Here is a 19005-nt window from a genome sequence, read left to right on the forward strand (position 1 = left end):
AAGTATGAGGAGAGGAAAAGGAAGGGGGAGGGGAGATAGGACCGACATTTTACGGCGTCCTCTAATCCTTCAGGATCATCATAGGATTCCCCACACCAACAACTGTCACTTTTGTCTCAAGAGGCGGATGTGACCAGTTATCAGGGGATGTTGTCTTTTTAGAGACACTTATCTTTGTGTCCTGTTCCAGTATACCACAGCGGACCTCGTATTCAAGCACTAGTTCCTTCCCGGTCCTTGTTGCGAACTCAACAGCATCCGCATACCTCAGGAAACGTTCCCTTCCAACAGGCGAGAATACAAGGAAATCCTCATCAGGATTCTCTATGGATGCAGGCATTATCAGGATCTCTATCCTCTTGACACCTTTACCTGCAAGAGCGCCTACAGCATTACCGACATCTGCGAATTCCGGAACCACCACATCTGCCTCGATGAGCGACCTGAGTTCGCTGCCATATGCCTGTGACGGACCTCCAAGAAGTACAACCGGCAGTTCCACCTTGAACTTTGCAGGATATTCGTGGCTCAGAAGGTCGCCTATCATACCTGAAGGATGATGGGGAAGGATGTAGGACATGAGGTCTGTTGCCATGTTCTTTGCCACAAGTTCCCTTACAAGTGTACAGAGATCGTACTTTCCCCTGGTAACATATCTCGCAAGGTTCATGGCACCGGTCTCAGCAGCATCCACATCCCATTTTGTATAGACCCCGAGAACATGCAGAGCATCGGTTGGAGTGAAGCCTATCCCCTGTATCAGTCTTTTTTGCACAAGGGAATCCAGTACCTTTGTTGGTACATCCCTGTTGAGAACACTGGAAAGTTCCACGGCTGACACCGGGTCGGGACCCATGAGATCCAGCACTTCCTTTTCACTATCTTCAAGGTCAAGAGCCTCATAACCTGTCCTGACAAAGAATTTGGTAGGCTGGAAATTCTCATCCATCAGGCCTCTGGAGATCACTTTATTCCTTTTGAGCTTGTTCAGGATATCAGGATAGGTCCTGGATGCAACACAAAGAGGAATGACCCTTCTGGGACCAACATGAACCTTCTCATCCATGATCCATATATGGCTGTCACCGCCTGTTGCGGAGGTCTCCATCTTCATGGCTCTCACACGGGTCTTCCATCCACCTACAACGGCACCGGATGAACTAATTTCAGGTACTCCATTGTACAGCATGGAAACATCGGTACTGGTACCTCCTATATCGATCACGGCGCATGTTTCCATCTTTGAGAGGTATGATGCTCCAAGAAGACTGGCAGCAGGCCCTGAGAATATCGTCTCGATAGGTCTTTCCAGCGCGTCCTCGATATTATAGACAGAACCATCACATTTAAGCATCAGAAGACGTGCTTCGATACCACGTTCCTTTATGTCCGCTATAACAGAATTGACGAACTGGTATGTGATAGGGATAAGCTGGGCGTTCAGGACGGCGGTCACAGCTCTCTCATAGGCTCCAAGTTCCTGGGACAGTTCATATCCGCAGACAACCGGCATACCGGTCTTCTGCATGATGAATTCCTTGACCTTCAGTTCATGTTCGGGATTGCGAACACCAAAGTATCCGGAAACCGCATAAGCTGAGACCTTTGTTCTTGTCTGCTCGATGAAATCCTCCACAGAACAGATATCAAGCTCACAGGCCTCATCACCTCTGGGGTCATGCCCTCCTTCAACACACATCATATACTCTGTCGGGAACTCTGTTTGAGCTGGTTTCTCACCTACAATGATAAGACCCACATTGGTTCCCGTACCCTCAAGGAGAGAATTGGTTGAGAGAGTTGTCGAGACCGACACCAGGTTCACGTTCTTTAAAAGTTCCGGGTCAAGGGAATCCAGAACATTCCTTATTCCTTCCTGCAGGTCAGGATATGTTGTAAAAGCCTTCTTTGAATCCACAATTGCTCCATCGGAGCCTCTTATAAGTACTGCGTCAGTATATGTCCCACCAGCATCGATCCCAAGACCAAAATGCATTTGATATCACCCGTTTTAAAATTAATTGAACTATAATTAATAGATGGTCTGTGAGATATATAAGCATATCAGAAGCATAGTAATTTCAATAAATTTTTAAGTACTGCAGGCCATATCAGATAAGGGGTTTAGTGTAATGCGGGTCAATTATATCGAAACTGTCCTTCCATGTATAGCAGACCCATGGAAACTGCGGATCATTGCACATCTTGACGAAGAACCTGACCTGATGGTCATCTCAAAGTACCTCGATGGGAAATACTCTGAGAAGCTGGGAATGGTAGTTGTGAAGAATGGAATAAGAGAAATGAACTTCTTTCAGAATGGTCAGGTCACCATACGGATGGTTGATTCCGAAAAGGAAGCAAGTGACCTTGTGAACAGACTGCTGACAATGGCATATCATAAGGCTATTGTCACAGGAGATATCTGACCCAGGTTCTCTGTTTCGGCTCTGTTTCATAACCCTTTTATACTCAGCCTTCAAGGAAAGAACAGATATGTTCAGAACAACAGTTATCCCAAGATTCGGCGATTTTGACGGACTGAAACACGCCAACAACATTTCCATTGCCATCTGGTTCGAGCAGGCAAGGACCCCCATCTTCAGGATATTCACCCCTGACCTCGACCTGAGCTATGAGAACTGGAAACTCATTATGGCAAGGACAGAATATGAATATGTGGGAGAGATGTTCCTCGGCCCGGACGTTGAGATCATCACCTATATCTCAAGGATAGGAAATTCTTCCTTTGTAGTTACACAGGAAGCATGGCAGGATGACAGAAAGGGTGCCATCGGCAGATCAACAATAGTACACTATGACTTCATTAACAAAACATCGGTCCCGCTGCCTGATGAGATCAGAAAGGAACTTGAGAAGCACTTTAAGGAAGAAGAACAGAACAAATAAAAGAAGCAGGGATGATGTGGAACTCACACCATCTTCTTTCTCTGTACATAAGCGACTGCCAGTAGTCCGACGGATGCCAGCAGGCCTGTGAATCCGGGTATTCCGGTACTTTCAGTTTCTTCGGCGGTCTCAGGCAACTCACTGTACTCTTTATACTCTTCATAGACAGCTATGGACGTACCAAGGAAAGCACTATCATCGGAGTAATAATCCTGAAGCTCTTCAAGCAGTGTCTGCACATCTGCATCAGTCATGAAATCCTCCCCAACTGATATACCTATCAGGGCCTTTCCATCGGATACTCTTATCTCACCCATTCTGGATGCAACCGAATCGATCACATCAGCCTTGCTCTCAGGATTCGTGCCTTCAAGGTAATATGTCTGAAGTATTATCAGGTCCGCAGTCTCTGCAACCTCTGAGATATCGGACCTGTCATATGATGCAGGAATATCAACAGCGACCGCAACTTCGTTACCGGTCATCTCACGGACATCTTCCAGAAGCATCAGATTAAGCTCACATGCCTCTCCAAGGTCCTCACTGCATGGGTCAAGGGCAATATCGACACCATCGTAAGCTGAAAGTGACTTTTCATTATAGTCAAGGATCTTTTCAAGTACGCCCTTCACATACACGGAATTGTCCTCAGATGATGCACTCTTCGGATCATTGAATATCATTGCATAGACCTGGATATCATTGTCGTGGGCTGTCTTTACGAACCTTTCAAGATCCCATACATCATCACCATCGGTGAGCAACATGATCGTGTTAAGTCCACTGCCTTTGAGCTCGGATATGGTGCTATCATCATAGTCTGTAGAGTTGAAGATACGAATGGCACTTATCAGACCGCTGGCAGGTGTTATATTGATCCTTACCGGTTCTGCCTCTGCAACTGTCCCATCTTCCCCTGCCATGGCACTGGAAAACGTTACTGAAGGTTCAGGATAGACGAACTTTCTCACATAGGCATAATCGATCCATGAAGAACCGGTATTATCAGATACATCTGAATATGTACCTGTGTAGAAATAGGCCTTCATGTCAGTGACAGGTATGTAATTGTTCTCCTCTGTAGCCTCAAGGTCCATCTTACTGTCCCTTACACCATTCCTGTACCATGCGATCCTTCCCAGTTCATCTTCCGTATCCATATACCAGGCAACCCCGATAGTATACCAGTCACCCTCGATCACATTGATATCAGTAAGGTCCTTTGGATAATAACGGGCATCGCTCTTAGCATTTTCAAGTACCCATGTGACCCTTGTCTCGTTCTCAAGCTCACTGGATGCAAGTATCTGGTTCTTTGTCTCTTTCTGAGGGTCAACGAATCCCTGCATCAGGACAGGACCACGGGTGTCGGTTCCTGTTGTTGTCTTCTTCCTTTTGACAACGAACATTGAGTTCACAGAAAAATCATCCTTGGACTTGATGGTCGCGACATCCTCTGGATGGAATTTTGGAACGATCAGGTTGACCAGACCGGAGCTTAGTTTTATGTCACTGCCCCCGTTCGTGAATGTTTCCCAGTTGCTGAACAGACCTGAAGCCCCGAAATCATCGAACAGGTCGAATGTTGCCGGTCCGCTGCTGATATCCGATGCCTCCATGTTGCCATAGTACATTGTTATCTTTTTTGTACCATCAGCAGCAATGGAAGGAACCTCCACCCAGACTACGGCTTCTTCCTTTTTGGAATTCCATTCCTCTATCCAGTGTTGTAACTGCTTCTCACCTGATGTGAAACGCAGATCCTCTCCACCTGACTGAGCAAGAGAGAAATCAAAGTTAGAACTATCAAGGATCACAGGGATCTGATAGTTGATCAGATTATTTCCCGAGTTCTCTCCGATGTATATCTCTTCAGAATAGTTCCATTCCCCACCACCGGAATAGGTCAATGCTGCGCATGGTTGAACAAATAAGGCACATGCGGCCAATACTACCATAATGTGTATAATTCTTTTGAACACCGTTCCTACACCTTCTTTTAGCTCTTACCACCATTCGAGATTTAATTTCTTACTAATTATTTGCGATCAGATAGTATAAATATTGCGCACATCAAACTATCCTGCATTACAGCAGCTCAGCAATAGAAAAAAAGCAATGATAAGATAAGGATCCGGAATATGCCTGCCAGTTTGATCAGGAATGTTTGCTAATGAAATGATGTATCAATTGACCGGATATGCTGTCAGTTCCCGGAATATGAGGGATCTCATCCTTTGTGTACCATCCGGCATCCTCTATCTCGATACCATCGATCCGTATCTCACCTTCCGAATGTTCAGCTGTGAAACCTATCATGAGAGAATCGGGATGAGGCCAGGGCTGGCTTCCAAAATATCTGATGTTCCTGACAGAGATCCCCACCTCTTCCATCACCTCACGCACCACCGCCTGCTCGATCGTTTCACCTGGTTCCACGAATCCGGCAATGATGCTGTATCTTCCCGGAGGGAAATGAGGGGAACGTGCCAGTAATAATCTGTCTCCTTTCTCAATAAGCACGATTATGGCAGGAGAGATCTTCGGGAACGCGGTGAAGCCACATTCAGGGCATGCCTTTGCTCTTTCTGCCGCCTTGAGTACTGTAGGAGAGCCACAACTGCCACAGAAGAGTGTGTTCCTGTCCCATTCCATGATATGGACAGCTTTTCCTGCAAGTGAAACGAATGGTTCTTCAAGTATATCGGCAAGTCTCCTGATATCGAAGAAACTAAGATCGTCTGAGACAACATCCATATCACTATCTTCTGTCCCATTGAGTTCCATGGAATAACAGGATACATCCCTGAGCTCTCCAAGATACTGTTTTCTCAGGATATCGAGGCACATGTTCTCTGCTTCTTCAAGAGATGGCAACCTGAGACTATCGTTCTCATCCAGCAACAAGAGTTTGCGATCCCTGAATGCAAAACAACAGGTTTCGTTAGTTCCTTCTTTTTGTGGGGGACTTACCAGTGGAACGAATTCTGAACTTAGATCTATGTCTTGTGAACTCATGGTTTGAGAAATAATGTTCGGTTATGTTTATCAAAGTTACCTTTGACGACTTAAAGCTTTAATAAGCTGCAAACAAAATATTACATGGGTAAGGGAGATCTTGCGATGAACTATCTGATACTGGTAAGACACGGACAATCAAGGTGGAACCTTGAGAACAGATTCACAGGTTGGGTGGACGTTCCACTCAGTGAGAAAGGCATTCGTGAAGCTATGGATTGTGCAGAGGAACTTGAGGATTTCCGGATCGATGTTGCCTTCACATCGAAATTATCCAGGGCACAGGAAACGCTTTTTCTGATACTTGCAAAGCAGGAGAAAACAGGCATTTTTCTTCATGAGAGCGAAAAAAGGGACCGGTGGTCATACCATCCTTCAAGGGCGGATGGTTCCGAAATACCGATATATTCAAGCGATGCTTTGAACGAACGTTTTTATGGCAACCTTCAGGGGCAGAATAAGCAGAAAGCAAAGGAGACCTATGGGGAAGAACAGGTATTCATCTGGAGAAGAAGCTACGATGTACAACCTCCGGGTGGTGAGAGCCTTAAGGATACCTACGAGCGTACGATACCCTATTTTAAGGAAAGTATCATCCCGCAACTTGAAGACGGGAAGAACGTAATAATCGCTGCCCACGGCAACAGCCTGCGCTCCGTGATCAAATACATAGAGAATATCAGTGACGAGGAGATACCAAAACTCGAACTTGCAACAGGGAAACCACTGTACTATCAGTTTGAGAATGGGAGTTTCGTCAAAGAAGAAAAAGAATAACAGAAATGGATGTAGTGAAAGATGGTACTTTCACTCGTACGGTGATACCTCATCAGGCATCGGGGATGTATGCAGGATACACTCATCACCATGTTTTACCAGTTCCTCGATGGATTTCCTGAGTATCGATGGATAGACAAGTCCTACTTCTTCCTTTATTGCACGACCCTTGCAGAAGAACTTGAACGTGGGTGTTCCCCTTACACCATATTTCCTTGCGGTCATAGGACTTTCAAGTCCGTTCATCCTGACAAAGGTACAGGAATCATGGAATTCGTTGGAATAATCCCTGAAATATGGTTCTATTTCCTTACAATGGGTACATGTGGGAAGATAGAACATAACGACCATTGGTTTTTCCTGGTTCTCGAGAAGCTCTTCCCAGTTTGAATCATTGACTTCTAATACATTGCTTTCAGGCATTTTTACCGCTCCCATAATAAGAGGGGACTTATAGATATTAAAAACTTATCTTCAAAGCTTCAAAAAAGCAAATGTACATTTGATGGCCTGCCTTATCAGGGAAAGATACACCAACCAAACTGACCGATAACAGATCCAAAACTACCATAATGCAAAATATATTTGTATAATAATATTTGATTAATCACTAGCAATATATAGGTTAGCAAGTATCATAGAATTACAAAAAAGGGCGTTATCGATCGATATGGAAGACATTCCTGAACTATTTGATGAAATGGAGCATGAATACAGAAGACAGTTACTTCATGCTGCCTTTGGTCTTCTGATACTGCTATTTCCTTTAATAGGTCCCAGGACACTGCTCATTATCAGTTTCCTTATAGTGATGGGACTCAACTTTCTACCGGAAGATTCACGCATCTGCAGATACCTTTACAAGAAACCACTTCCGGGTTCCCGGGAGATGCTTACAGACCGCATCAATGAAGGGCTCAGGAGTGCAAAGAACCTTGCGATATCGGTATTCATACTGCTGCTGATAAGCTCATTACTGGAACTAACTTCCTATCAACTGCCATTATATGTGATCGCAGGTGCCATCGCGATATCCACTTTCGGAACCAGTGCAGCGAATTTCATGCGCCACAGGAAGAAGCTTCAAACACTTCATATCGAGCATCAGGATAATGATATACATGAAAGATACCTGTTACCATCAAGCATAGTCCTCCTCGCTGTCGGAATATTGACAGCTTCCTTTGCCGGTATCTGGCTCATATACTGGCAGCAGAGCGATGTCAGTACTAACATGGTGATCTTCCTGGCGGTCATAGGTTCTCTTACAGGTGCACTTTTTGAATCGATTCCCGGAGACATTGACAATAATATCTCGGTGCCACTGGGTTCAGGAATGATGATGTGGCTCTTCAGTTCTTTCGGATACTCGGTTCCACCACAACAGATGCTCTTCGCACTTATCTTCTCTATAGTTCTGGGCTATCTGGCATACAGGACAAGAATCGCAGACCTCTCGGCACTTTTCAGTGCAGCACTTCTGGGAGTGCTCATCATAGTGTTCAGTGAACTCTTCTGGTTCATTCTCCTGCTGACATTCTTCATACTTGGTGGAGGATTCACCAAATACAAGTACAGGTACAAGGAGTCCATAGGACTTGCGCAATCAAAGGGTGGTGTCAGGAGCTATGAGAACGTTTTCAGCAACAGCACGGCTGCTCTGGTACTTGCGGTCCTGTACGGGATATATCCCCAGCATGCGGAACTCATAATCTTCGCATATCTGGGTACCGTGGCAACAGCAACAGGAGATACACTTGCCAGCGAAGTGGGTACTACTGCCCGTGCCCAGCCAATAATGATAACCACACTGAAGCCCGCAAAGCCCGGTGTTGACGGGGCGGTGACGGTACTTGGCGAGATAGCAGCGCTTCTCGGAGCCATGGTTATAGGTGTCCTTCCTGTCCTTTTTGGAAAGCTCGATGATGCACTCCTTGTAATAAGTATTACAACAGCAGGTGGTTTTCTGGGAACGAACGTTGACAGCATCCTTGGAGCCACACTTCAGAACAAAGGAATGCTTTCAAACAGTGGTGTCAACTTTGTGGCAACCTTTGCAGGTGCCATTATATCCGGTATCCTCTATGTGGTTATAGTTTAACTGACACATGTATCATCATTCGAACTGACATGACCTTGCAACCCCGCTTTTAACCGCTGCATCCGCAACCGCTGATGAAACAGCTTTTACCACCCTTCTGTCAAGGGGACCGGGGATGATGTAGTTCTCATTGAGCTCATCGTCGGAGACAATACCCGCAAGTGCATAAACCGCTGCCATTTCCATTTCCGGTGTTATGTCACTTGCACAGGAATCCAGAGCACCACGGAATATCCCCGGAAAACCAAGGCAATTGTTTATCTGATTCGGACAATCCGAACGACCGGTGGCAACTATCCTGGCACCAGCTTCTTTTGCCACTGATGGCATGATCTCAGGAATTGGATTTGCCATGGCAAATATAATCGCATCTGATGCCATGGACGAGACCATCTCAGCACTTACGATATCAGGAGCTGAAACACCTATAAACACATCTGCTCCGACAAGCGCATCTGCCAGAGTACCTGTGATCCTCCTGTCATTCGTCGAACCTGCTATCTCTTCCTTTTCCGGGTTCATGCCTTCATTACGGCCTTTGTGGATGATTCCGCGTCTGTCGCATACAAGAAGCCTTTCAGAGACCACGCCTGCATACAGGAGTTTGAAGGCTATGGCTTTCCCTGCAGCTCCTGCACCAGATATCACCACACTGATGTCCTCCATTTCCTTGCCAACAATCTTCAGTGCATTGATAAGTCCCGCAATCACTACAACAGCTGTTCCATGCTGGTCATCATGGAAAACAGGAACTAGAAGCTCATCACAGAGTCTTTCCTCTATCTCAAAACAGCGGGGAGCACTGATATCCTCAAGATTGATGCCACCGAATGCAGGTGCTATGTTTTTGATCGTCCTGATCGCCTCTTCTATGTCATTGGTATCAAGACAGATAGGGAATGCATCGATATCTGCAAGTTCTTTGAATATCAATGCTTTTCCTTCCATTACAGGTAAAGCTGCATATGGACCTATATTCCCGAGGCCAAGTACTGCAGACCCATCTGAGATCACTGCGACAGAATTCCTCTTCATCGTATACCTGTAGACCTGTTCATGATCCTCAGCTATTCTTTTGCACGGTTCGGCAACACCCGGGGTGTAGGCAAGGCTCAGATCCCCTATGTCATCAAGAGGGACCTTGGCACATGTACCTATCACTCCACCGGCCTTCTCATGGAGGTCAAGTGACCTGAGACCAAGACTGCTATCACCTTCTTCACACATCGGGATCTGTTTATCTTTTTTCATAGCACCACTTCAGGATAGATAAAGGAGATATCTTATTGATACCTGATAACTGACTTTTCAACTCTCATAATACATTGTCCTCAAAAAAGTTATATGTTCTCCATGAATATCCTCATAGGATGAATACGGCCATCAGGGGAATCGCAAGAGAGACGCTTGAATTCATAATGGAGGTCAGCAGGTCTACATACCCGAAAGAGTTCGCAGGCCTTTTGCAGGCAAAGGACGGAGTGATCACCGATATTCTCATCCTGCCGGGAACCGAATCCAGCGAGGTCAATGCAGTCCTTAAACTGTTCATGATGCCGAACATGGCAGCTGTTGGTTCAGTGCACAGTCACCCCAGTTCTGTGATCAGACCGTCAAGAGCAGACCTCAGGCTCTTTAGCAAGACAGGGAATCACCATATAATAGTTGGTCATCCATTCGGCCCTGATAACTGGAAATGTTTCAGCGGGAATGGTGAAGAGATATCACTTGAGGTACTTGATGTGGATATAGAGGATGATGAGATACTTTAAACCCATGATCTCAACTTAGATCGGGGAACCCACTGGAACCCCATACCCTATCAACAAGATCATCAGACTCCTTCGTTGATAGCGGGATAGTAACTCCAAAAGTACTTCCTTTTCCCGGTTCACTTTCAAGGCTGATCTCACCGCCATGTACTTCTACGAATTCCTTGACAATACTAAGTCCAAGCCCTGTTCCCTCGAATTTCCTGTTGAGTGAACCATCGACCTGCACAAATGCCCTGTAAAGCCTTTCCTGGTCCTCTTCAGAGATACCGATACCCGTATCCCTGACCATTATATGCAGATCCCTGTTATTCTGCTTCACAGACACAGATACAGTTCCGCCTGCAGGAGTGAATTTAATTGCATTGCTGATCAGATGGTTCAATATGGTTTTGACCTTGGCCTTGTCTGCATATATCACACTTACATGCGGATCTATATCAAACTCCAGTTTGACACCTTTTTTGAATGCATTCGGACCAAGCATCCGTTTAACGTCTACCAGAATCACTGGAAGGGAGAACATCTCTATATCGAGTTCCATTTTTCCCTCCTCGATCTCGGCAATATAGATCAGCGAGTCGATAAGGTCGATGAATCTTGAGCCTGCAAACTTGATGATCTCCACGAAATGATGCTGTTCCTCGTTAAGCTCTCCGGTCTCCTGTGCCAGAAGCAGGTCGGCATAACCCAGTATAAGGTTAAGTGGGGTTCGAAGTTCATGGTTCATATTGCAGAGGAACTCGCTCTTCGTGCGGGAAGCGTTCTCTGCAAGTATCTTTGCGTCATGGATCGCTTTCTCGGCCTGTTTCGGTATACTTGTATCCTGAAGGGTCTCTATTGACCCGATTATCTTATTGTTGTGATCCCTGATGGGAGCTGCCGTAAAGAACATCCATTTGTTGATCGCATGAAAAAAATCTTCAGCCTGGTATCCGCCTTCTACAAAGGAAGAGGTAAGGTTCTTGTCACCATACAGCTTTTCGATGCTCTTCAGCGAACCATCAACTATCAGATCAGCAAGCACGGGTCTTTTCTCTTTATAGAAGGCCCTCCAGGCATCCTGGGTACCTATCATCTCACTGGCCCTGATGCCTGTTACGTTTTCACATGCCCGGTTCCAGTAGATCACATCATGGTCCGTGTTTATCACAAATGTTGGTATAGGGTTTCCATTGACTATCTGGAACAATTCATCCTTCTTGTCCTGAAGTTCTATCTCAGCATGTTTACGGGCAGTGATATCACGACCCACACCTACCAAACCAATGAGCTCGTTCTCCTCTGTGAAAAGAGGGGCTTTGACCGTCTCAAGAAGGACTTTCGTACCATCGGCACGGTCCATCCATTCAACACTTTTGTAAGACTTGCCTGAATCCAGAACCTTGCGGTCATTTGAACGGAAGAAATTTGCCTTGTTCCTGTCAAAGATATCATGACTCGTTCTTCCTACGATATCACTTACTGGTTTACCCACGTATTGAGAGAATATATCGTTGCAAGCAAGAAAGACACCATCTGTATCCTTGAAGAAAACAAGATCAGGGACCGATCTTAATAATCCCGAAAGGAGGGCCGTTTTCTGGAATAATTCCCTTTTTAGAGGATCAGATGTATCAAGACCTTTTTGATCAAAACCACCTTCAATATCATTGCCCGACAAAACTATAACTCCCACTTCTTAATGATCGAATAGTAGAACTGAACAAACAATTGCGGCACATGATATAAATATTTTGTATTTATTCGAAAAATATATTTGCAAATATAAGTAAAAGAGTCTATTGTACCAGATGATGACAGGGATCATAAAAGCAACTTGTCTTAGTTTCTGAAAGAAAAGAAGAACGAAACATCCGGAAAAAGAAGATCAGAGAAAACTTAAGAGCAGCAGACAATTGGGCACAGAAGGAATCAAACTGATAGAGAGCAAATGAGTGATGGATTTCCCCATTTGCTCTCTTTTTCACTAACTCCCGACTAGACCCATTCTGTATATTTGTGTGGTACAATTGTGTTTAGACTACGCCATGGTAGTTGAGGAATGAATAGTATGTCAACAGAGCGAACATAAGAGAGGCAAGAAATGTGCCGAAATTATATGTGTTGGAGTTAACGTGATATTCTGTCATGTTTTATCATGATATACTAGTATTTGCTAGTATATAAAACTAACTGTAATTTATCATGATTAATCATCTTATTTGATGGTGTACGAACTGTCATAGCAATATTATCCTGGAAATGAATAAAAAATACAGAATTCCTTTTTAATATTTGTCTTTTAAAAGTTAAAAAGATATTTAAGCTGCATAAACATTGATACTTATTGTCGATCCACAAGATATACATGGGAGTGAAAACAGATGTCAGATGATATTAAACAGAAAATTGTAGATTGCCTGAAAGAACATAAATGGTTGAACCTTGGGACAGTTGACAGGGATGGTAAACCAATGGTACATACCATGGCCTATGCATCCGATGGTGCAGTGATCTATTTCGGTACCGGAAAGGACACACGTAAAGTGGCTAATATGGCCAACAACCCGTACGTTGCCTGCACAGTGGACGATGACGAGGTAGAGGTAATGGCTATCACGGGTCTTCAGCTAGAGGGTAAAGCCTCCGTTGTAACTGATGAGAACGAAGCTGGCAAAGCCTACGGATTAATGCTTGAGAAATTCCCATTCATGGCTGAACTGCCAACAGAGAGTGAGAACCTTCTTTTCAAAGTAGAGCCTGTAAAAGCATATTACCTTGATTACACCAAAGGTTTCAGTCATCGCGACATGGTGACATACTGAAACTGATCAGAGCATTTTCTGGCAGGAAATATTCTTTTTGACCTGCCTCTTTTTTTATGAGATACCTGTATTCGATCACATCCATAAAAAGCAGGAAAAAAGGATCTTGCCTGCATGATAAAATATCAAGCCATGCCGGTAATCGATAAGTACCAGAAGAACAGAGAGAATGGAACAGCATTCAGATGAGGAAAAGCATGGACAGCATGGACAGCACAGACAATACTTCTAACATGGACGACATAAAAAGATACTTCTCACAGGAGTGCTTTGCTTCAAATTCCGGCATGATATTGACCGAAGTCTCAAAAGGATATGCAAAAGCAGAGATGATGATAGAGAAAAGACACCTCAATATTCTCGGCACAGTCCATGGTGGTGCGATATTCACACTTGCGGATATGGCATTCGCTGCTGCATCGAATTCACATGGAAACGTCGCTGTTGCTATCAATGCTGACATCTCATTTGTAAAAGCTGCATTTGAAGGCACCCTTTGTGCAGAAGCAAAGGAAACATCCATCAGCCCTAAGATATCAACTTACGTCATCAATGTCACAGATGAGAAGGGAGATATCGTTGCTATATTCAATGGCATGGCCTACAGGAAGAAGAACAGGCTGGATATTCCTGAAAAGTGACCGCCACTGAAAAGAGACGAGATCATTTACCGATAAAAAAAGAAATGAGATAGCTGAGTGGTCACACCAGCTCTCTTGGCTGTTTTTCTTCAGGCAATGAAGGCAATTTTGCAGAGCTCACGAACACGGGAGTTTCGACATCCTTTGCCCTCTCAAGAAGCAATTCCTTTCCCCTTTGAGTTATTCCGAAAAGAGGTACGGCACTGCCAACCTGGACCAGCGGTTTTACAAGTTCACGTATGTTCTTTGAAGCACAACTGGTGACGATATCAACATTATCCAGCAATTCCTGTGCGAACTCCCTGCCAATACCGGTCACATGTGCACCGATGATGGTCAGTTCAAGGTCCAGCTCGGATTCGAGTTCTCTCAACTCTTTTGCAGTCTCCGGGAAGACAACTGTCACAGCTATTCTTTTGTAACCGAGTTCTGCAGCCTTCCTTGTAGCTTCAACAGGATCGATGCTTGCAGTAGAAGGATCAAAGACTATACCTCCTCGTTCGTTGATCCCATTGATCGTCGCATCTATGGGTTCGGTCTCGACAAGACCTGAGATACGTGCACCGATTCCCTGTACAAGGTTCGGGTTGTTGGATATCACACTGCCTGCACCATCACATGCAGTTACAGTTGTATCAAGGAGTCCGCGGTTAAGACCTGTCATCATGGTCTCGGATGCACCGAAACCAACAAAGATATCCATGTCAAGCTGGCGTTTATCAGTGAAAAGGCCGAAATCCTCTATACGGAATTCCATGTTCTTCTTTATATCTTCCTTTGTGATCTCAGTGATCCCACGTGCCTTCTCAAAGATCGGACACCATCTGATAAGTGGTTCGCTTACCTCGACAACCTCACCGTTCTCAACAACAACTCTGGCCTTTCCCAGTATCTCCATTACATGTGGCATAGAATTCACCTTTGATATAAAATAAGTATGATCATCGGACAAGAGGACATGCTCACAGAGCATCCCTTTTGTCAATTACTTTTTTAGACTTCCCGGCTGTGCGTGGAATGTTACCTTTCTCGGTCAGTTCCACATTGGTCCTGATGTTGAGCACGCTCTTAAGTTCGTTCTCAACGTGTTTGCGAACAGCGGCAAGGTCCTTCAGCTCACCTGTGAATGCATTGTCCTCGAGTTCCACCCTCACAGTGATCTCATCGAGCATCTTCGCATTCCTGTCAAGGATGACCTGGAAGTGTTCTGTGACCTCGGGTATGTCCACAATGACATCCTCTATCTGTGAAGGGAAGACGTTTATTCCCCTGACTATGAGCATGTCATCGGCCCTTCCGAGAAGTCTGGATATGCGCTGTGTGGTACGACCACATGAACATTCATTTTCCAGTAACCTTGTGATATCACCGGTCCTGTATCTGATGATCGGTAAAGCTTCCTTTGTCAGGGATGTGAGAACGAGTTCACCCTTCTCACCTTCAGCGACCTGTTCACCTTCCTTATCAAGTACCTCGACATAGAAATGGTCGCTCCATATGTGGAGACCATCCTGTTCCTCACATTCGAAGGCAACTCCCGGGCCCATAAGTTCGGATAGACCGTATGAATCGTATGCCTTTATGCCAAGGGAATTCTCCAGTTGCTTCCTTGTATTTGATGACCATGGCTCAGCACCGAAACATCCTACCCTGAGAGAGAGCTTGTCCACGATATCCATCTCCTGAGCCGTTTCTGCAAGATAGAGCGCATAGGATGGAGTACAATGAATTGCAGTGACGCCGAAATCCATCATCATCTCAAGCTGTCTGGCAGTGTTCCCGGTTCCGCTCGGGACGGTCATGGCACCCATTCTTTCGGCACCGTAATGGAAACCAAGGCCACCTGTGAATAGTCCGTAGTTCACAGCATTCTGGAAGACATCATTGCTGTCAAGACCCACCATGGTAAGGTTCCTTGCCATGAGGTCGGACCAGTTCTCTATATCGTTCTGGGTATACCCGACAACAGTTGGCTTCCCGCTGGTACCTGATGATGCATGGATCCTCACTATATCCTTCCTAGGGACAGCAAAGAGCCCGAATGGATAGTTATCCCTGAGGTCGGTCTTCTTTGTGGTAGGTAATTTGCTGATATCATCAAGTGACCTTATATCATCAGGCTTTATGCCAAGTTGTTTGAACTTCTCTTTGTAAAAAGGAACATTATCATAGACTGCTGCAGCCGTCTTCTTCAAGCGTTTCAGTTGTAGTTCGGCAAGTTCGTCCTTTTTCATGGTCTCGTATTTTGGCTGCCAGTATCTCATAAAAAAATCTCCGGAAAATATCTGCTCATAGGAGTGAGCTTAAGGTGTTTAAACCTTTTTGCAGATACATATTCTTTTCGTCAAAATATGGCCGGAGGACAGAAGTTATTAACTTTGCTATTTAACCATAAATAGGACCGAACTGAAGATCCTGTACAGGAGATCTTACAAAAGCCGGATCATGGAGTGAAAATATCTTGTCAGATGATGTGACAGAAAACAAGGATATGAGCGAAGAGGAACTGATAGAACTCATCAAGTCCAGATTCCCCGGAAGGGATCATAAGACTTTTCTCAATGTTCTGAACAAGTCCAGCCCGACACATCGTGGCGAGATCCTCAGGACCACACGCTTGCTCCTTGATACTGACTGGATGCTTGCAGGACTTTTCCTTGAGGGTCTTCCAGCTGTCGCAGAGAATGAAGGAACAGAGATTATCAGGAAATGGGCAGGCATCGGTATTAAGATATTTGAGCAGAGCAAGGACCTGGCAATCGATTATTTTTCATTTTCACCACCACTCCTGAAGGAACTCGGTGCCAGTGAACTGGAAGAGTGGGTCCTGAATGGCTTATCTGTCTTTGAAGATAATCCTTCCTCTGGAAGACCTTATTTCTCCCTTGGGTCTGAAATCTCAAAGGAATTCATTGAGAACATCAAAGGGTCAACAGCATTGAGCGATATCATAACGGTCCTCCGATACTATGCCCTTGGTTTGTCAGGCGTGAATTTCAATATTCGGTCCCGGAGGGAGCTACAGACAAAGGATGACATGGATGCCATAAACCCTGTTATTGCAGGTAACACCATCTACCTTGCACCCCGGATAAACAAATACGGTGATAGCGAAGATAATTTCAGGATATACAAACTAAGCATAATGCATGAGGTCGGACATGTCCGTTTCAGTTCCCTGAAGGTCGAACACGAAGATGCAGCAGGACTGATGGCAGACATCAGGAAAAGGTACTCCACCATGAAGAAAAGGATCCCTTTACCGGGAATGCAGGCTGTGGGTCTTGTAGGCATTGACGATATCATAGCTCTTTTCCCGAATCAGGCACTTGCAGGGACCATACTGGGAGTTCTTGAGGATGCAAGGGTAGAGCACATGATAATGGAACGTTATGCGGGAGTTCGCTCGGACCTTGAGAGAATAAGACACCTGATGCTTCTGACAAGGCCAGCTCCCGGTGGAGGTCTTGAAGGGTTCATGGAATCACTTCTGTGGATATCCACGGGACATGAACCTGTCCATGATGCGGGCAGGGAGATAACACCCCTTCTGGACCAGGTCAGGAACCTGCTTAAGGACAGCATCTTCCGGGAGGGATCATCAATTATTGACGCACTTGATGCAACCTTCAACATATATACTATGCTTGATGCAAAAATGGGTCCGCTAAGCCAGAAGGATTACGAACCACTGAAGAACATCGACTACCGTGGAGTGAGTATAGGAGTGCATGACCGGAAGGATCCGCTTTCCTCCCGACAGCATGAGAATATCATCAGGCAATTCATCCCCGAAAAAGAGATCGAACTCACAGAAGAGAAAGAGATACCACTGGAAGAAGAGGGCAGGCGCCAGCCTACATATGCTTCGAAAAAGAACTGGAACATCCTTGGAAGGTACAGGTACGATGAATGGGATGCCGTTATCAATGGCTACAAACCGGAATGGTGTGTTGTCAATGAGGTCGAACCTTTCGGGATGTCAGATGAATATTACAGGGATTCGTCAGAAGAATACAGGAACGAGATAGCACTGATAAGGCAGATATTCAACAGGATGAAGCCGGAAACGTTCCGCAGGATGAAGGAACAGACCGACGGGACAGAGATAGATATCGATGCCTTCATCGATAATCTGATACAGAGGAAGTGCGGTGTGAACCCCAATGAGGGACTCTACCTCAGATGGGACAAGCATGAAAGGGATGTTGCAACCCTTTTCCTTGTAGATGTAAGTTATTCCACCCATAAAGTGATCGACTTCGAGGGAAAGAGCATACTGGATGTCGAGAAGGATTCACTCATCATCATGACACAAGCCCTTGAGAGCATAGGTGACAGATATGCCATCCATGCCTTTTCAGGTAAGTCAAGGGATGATGTCGAGTACTTTGTCATTAAGGAGTTCGACGAGGAACTCTCTGATGATGTTGCACGCAGGATAAGCCAGCTTGAGCCGGTATCAAATACCAGGCTCGGACCTGCCATCCGACATGCGATAAGGAAATTTGAAAAAATAGACGCAAAGACAAAGATAATAATACTCCTGTCAGATGGCGAACCCTTTGACACCTCCCGCGGGGAGAACGCCTATAAAGGAAACATTGCCGAAGAGGATACAAGGGTCGCGATAAATGAAGGCAGGGCAAAAGGAATACAGCTCTTCTGTATAACCGTGGATAATGAACCCGGCAATTATCTTGATAATATCTTCTCCGATTCAGGTTATACTATAATAGATGATGCAAGTTCGCTTCCTGAGAGTTTGCCGGTGTTGTACAAGAGGATAACTACCTAGTTCTATAAAAATTGCTTTTGTGACCGTAAATTTCCCCTGCAACACCAGAAGTCCAATTCCAGCGCCCAATAATTATATTTGTACATATATATTCAAATATGCCAGCATAATATTATAATTTTGACTGTATTTATTTGATTTTATGTACACATTAACATATTTCATGTACATGAATTATGAC

General features: G+C 45.0%; 16 protein-coding genes. 8 read left to right on the forward strand and 8 right to left on the reverse strand.

What is annotated here, in order from left to right; translation table 11 throughout:
* Positions 1 to 61 precede the first annotated feature (61 nt).
* On the reverse strand, positions 62 to 1996 hold the full coding sequence (locus tag V7O63_RS09990) for a hydantoinase/oxoprolinase family protein (protein ID WP_340818364.1): 1935 nt from the start codon (positions 1994 to 1996) through the stop codon (positions 62 to 64).
* A gap of 136 nt (positions 1997 to 2132) precedes the next feature.
* On the opposite strand from V7O63_RS09990, the gene V7O63_RS09995 reads away from it, so the two are divergent.
* Both V7O63_RS09995 and V7O63_RS10000 read left to right on the forward strand, forming a co-directional pair.
* Positions 2133 to 2429, forward strand: a complete 297-nt coding sequence (locus tag V7O63_RS09995) for a hypothetical protein (RefSeq protein WP_340818365.1) — start codon at positions 2133 to 2135, stop codon at positions 2427 to 2429.
* Between the two features lie 67 nt (positions 2430 to 2496).
* Positions 2497 to 2910 (forward strand): thioesterase family protein, encoded by a 414-nt coding sequence (locus tag V7O63_RS10000; RefSeq protein WP_340818366.1) that lies wholly within the window; start codon positions 2497 to 2499, stop codon positions 2908 to 2910.
* A gap of 23 nt (positions 2911 to 2933) precedes the next feature.
* Here the strand turns inward: V7O63_RS10000 and V7O63_RS10005 are convergent, their stop codons facing one another.
* Both V7O63_RS10005 and nudC read right to left on the reverse strand, forming a co-directional pair.
* Positions 2934 to 4868, reverse strand: a complete 1935-nt coding sequence (locus V7O63_RS10005) for a DUF2341 domain-containing protein (protein ID WP_340818367.1) — start codon at positions 4866 to 4868, stop codon at positions 2934 to 2936.
* Between the two features lie 199 nt (positions 4869 to 5067).
* Positions 5068 to 5928, reverse strand: coding sequence for an NAD(+) diphosphatase (nudC, locus tag V7O63_RS10010; RefSeq protein ID WP_340818368.1), 861 nt, complete (start codon positions 5926 to 5928; stop codon positions 5068 to 5070).
* Positions 5929 to 6012: 84 nt separating this feature from the next.
* Here nudC and V7O63_RS10015 point away from each other — a divergent pair, with 84 nt between their 5' ends.
* The gene (locus V7O63_RS10015; protein WP_340818369.1) at positions 6013 to 6705 is read left to right on the forward strand and encodes a 2,3-bisphosphoglycerate-dependent phosphoglycerate mutase; all 693 of its coding nucleotides are present in this window, start codon (positions 6013 to 6015) and stop codon (positions 6703 to 6705) included.
* A 30-nt stretch (positions 6706 to 6735) separates the two neighbouring features.
* Here V7O63_RS10015 and V7O63_RS10020 read toward each other — a convergent pair whose 3' ends face one another.
* Complete coding sequence (locus V7O63_RS10020; protein WP_340818370.1) at positions 6736 to 7128, reverse strand: thioredoxin domain-containing protein; 393 nt, start codon at positions 7126 to 7128, stop codon at positions 6736 to 6738.
* Between the two features lie 247 nt (positions 7129 to 7375).
* On the opposite strand from V7O63_RS10020, the gene V7O63_RS10025 reads away from it, so the two are divergent.
* Positions 7376 to 8806, forward strand: coding sequence for a TIGR00297 family protein (locus V7O63_RS10025; protein WP_340818371.1), 1431 nt, complete (start codon positions 7376 to 7378; stop codon positions 8804 to 8806).
* A 15-nt stretch (positions 8807 to 8821) separates the two neighbouring features.
* Here V7O63_RS10025 and V7O63_RS10030 read toward each other — a convergent pair whose 3' ends face one another.
* Complete coding sequence (locus V7O63_RS10030) at positions 8822 to 10057, reverse strand: NADP-dependent malic enzyme (protein ID WP_340818372.1); 1236 nt, start codon at positions 10055 to 10057, stop codon at positions 8822 to 8824.
* 119 nt (positions 10058 to 10176) lie between these two features.
* Between V7O63_RS10030 and V7O63_RS10035 the strand changes: the two genes are divergently transcribed.
* The gene (locus V7O63_RS10035; RefSeq protein ID WP_340818373.1) at positions 10177 to 10578 is read left to right on the forward strand and encodes a Mov34/MPN/PAD-1 family protein; all 402 of its coding nucleotides are present in this window, start codon (positions 10177 to 10179) and stop codon (positions 10576 to 10578) included.
* A 10-nt stretch (positions 10579 to 10588) separates the two neighbouring features.
* Here the strand turns inward: V7O63_RS10035 and V7O63_RS10040 are convergent, their stop codons facing one another.
* Positions 10589 to 12241 carry an ATP-binding protein gene (locus V7O63_RS10040; RefSeq protein ID WP_340818374.1) on the reverse strand — a complete coding sequence of 551 codons (1653 nt, stop codon included), beginning with the start codon at positions 12239 to 12241 and terminating at the stop codon, positions 10589 to 10591.
* Positions 12242 to 12944: 703 nt separating this feature from the next.
* On the opposite strand from V7O63_RS10040, the gene V7O63_RS10045 reads away from it, so the two are divergent.
* Both V7O63_RS10045 and V7O63_RS10050 read left to right on the forward strand, forming a co-directional pair.
* Positions 12945 to 13385, forward strand: a complete 441-nt coding sequence (locus tag V7O63_RS10045) for a pyridoxamine 5'-phosphate oxidase family protein (RefSeq protein ID WP_340818375.1) — start codon at positions 12945 to 12947, stop codon at positions 13383 to 13385.
* A 206-nt stretch (positions 13386 to 13591) separates the two neighbouring features.
* The gene (locus V7O63_RS10050) at positions 13592 to 14026 is read left to right on the forward strand and encodes a hotdog fold thioesterase (protein WP_340820834.1); all 435 of its coding nucleotides are present in this window, start codon (positions 13592 to 13594) and stop codon (positions 14024 to 14026) included.
* 61 nt (positions 14027 to 14087) lie between these two features.
* Here V7O63_RS10050 and V7O63_RS10055 read toward each other — a convergent pair whose 3' ends face one another.
* Positions 14088 to 14936 carry a methanogenesis marker 8 protein gene (locus V7O63_RS10055; RefSeq protein WP_340818377.1) on the reverse strand — a complete coding sequence of 283 codons (849 nt, stop codon included), beginning with the start codon at positions 14934 to 14936 and terminating at the stop codon, positions 14088 to 14090.
* A 52-nt stretch (positions 14937 to 14988) separates the two neighbouring features.
* Positions 14989 to 16290 (reverse strand): phenylacetate--CoA ligase, encoded by a 1302-nt coding sequence (locus tag V7O63_RS10060; RefSeq protein ID WP_340818378.1) that lies wholly within the window; start codon positions 16288 to 16290, stop codon positions 14989 to 14991.
* Positions 16291 to 16487: 197 nt separating this feature from the next.
* On the opposite strand from V7O63_RS10060, the gene V7O63_RS10065 reads away from it, so the two are divergent.
* Positions 16488 to 18824, forward strand: coding sequence for a VWA domain-containing protein (locus tag V7O63_RS10065; RefSeq protein WP_340818379.1), 2337 nt, complete (start codon positions 16488 to 16490; stop codon positions 18822 to 18824).
* The last annotated feature ends 181 nt before the right edge of the window (positions 18825 to 19005 follow it).

It is taken from the genome of Methanolobus sp. WCC4 (assembly GCF_038022665.1).
GTDB lineage: Archaea > Halobacteriota > Methanosarcinia > Methanosarcinales > Methanosarcinaceae > Methanolobus.

Excerpts from the sequence above, each read along its gene's own strand:
- V7O63_RS09990 (WP_340818364.1), bottom strand. The coding sequence starts at position 1,996 with ATGCATTTTGGTCTTGGGATCGATGCTGGTGGGACATATACTGACGCA.
- V7O63_RS09995 (WP_340818365.1), top strand. The coding sequence starts at position 2,133 with ATGCGGGTCAATTATATCGAAACTGTCCTTCCATGTATAGCAGACCCA.
- V7O63_RS10000 (WP_340818366.1), top strand. The coding sequence starts at position 2,497 with ATGTTCAGAACAACAGTTATCCCAAGATTCGGCGATTTTGACGGACTG.
- V7O63_RS10005 (WP_340818367.1), bottom strand. The coding sequence starts at position 4,868 with ATGGTAGTATTGGCCGCATGTGCCTTATTTGTTCAACCATGCGCAGCA.
- nudC (WP_340818368.1), bottom strand. The coding sequence starts at position 5,928 with ATGAGTTCACAAGACATAGATCTAAGTTCAGAATTCGTTCCACTGGTA.
- V7O63_RS10015 (WP_340818369.1), top strand. The coding sequence starts at position 6,013 with ATGGGTAAGGGAGATCTTGCGATGAACTATCTGATACTGGTAAGACAC.
- V7O63_RS10020 (WP_340818370.1), bottom strand. The coding sequence starts at position 7,128 with ATGCCTGAAAGCAATGTATTAGAAGTCAATGATTCAAACTGGGAAGAG.
- V7O63_RS10025 (WP_340818371.1), top strand. The coding sequence starts at position 7,376 with ATGGAAGACATTCCTGAACTATTTGATGAAATGGAGCATGAATACAGA.
- V7O63_RS10030 (WP_340818372.1), bottom strand. The coding sequence starts at position 10,057 with ATGAAAAAAGATAAACAGATCCCGATGTGTGAAGAAGGTGATAGCAGT.
- V7O63_RS10035 (WP_340818373.1), top strand. The coding sequence starts at position 10,177 with ATGAATACGGCCATCAGGGGAATCGCAAGAGAGACGCTTGAATTCATA.
- V7O63_RS10045 (WP_340818375.1), top strand. The coding sequence starts at position 12,945 with ATGTCAGATGATATTAAACAGAAAATTGTAGATTGCCTGAAAGAACAT.
- V7O63_RS10050 (WP_340820834.1), top strand. The coding sequence starts at position 13,592 with ATGGACAGCACAGACAATACTTCTAACATGGACGACATAAAAAGATAC.
- V7O63_RS10055 (WP_340818377.1), bottom strand. The coding sequence starts at position 14,936 with ATGCCACATGTAATGGAGATACTGGGAAAGGCCAGAGTTGTTGTTGAG.
- V7O63_RS10060 (WP_340818378.1), bottom strand. The coding sequence starts at position 16,290 with ATGAGATACTGGCAGCCAAAATACGAGACCATGAAAAAGGACGAACTT.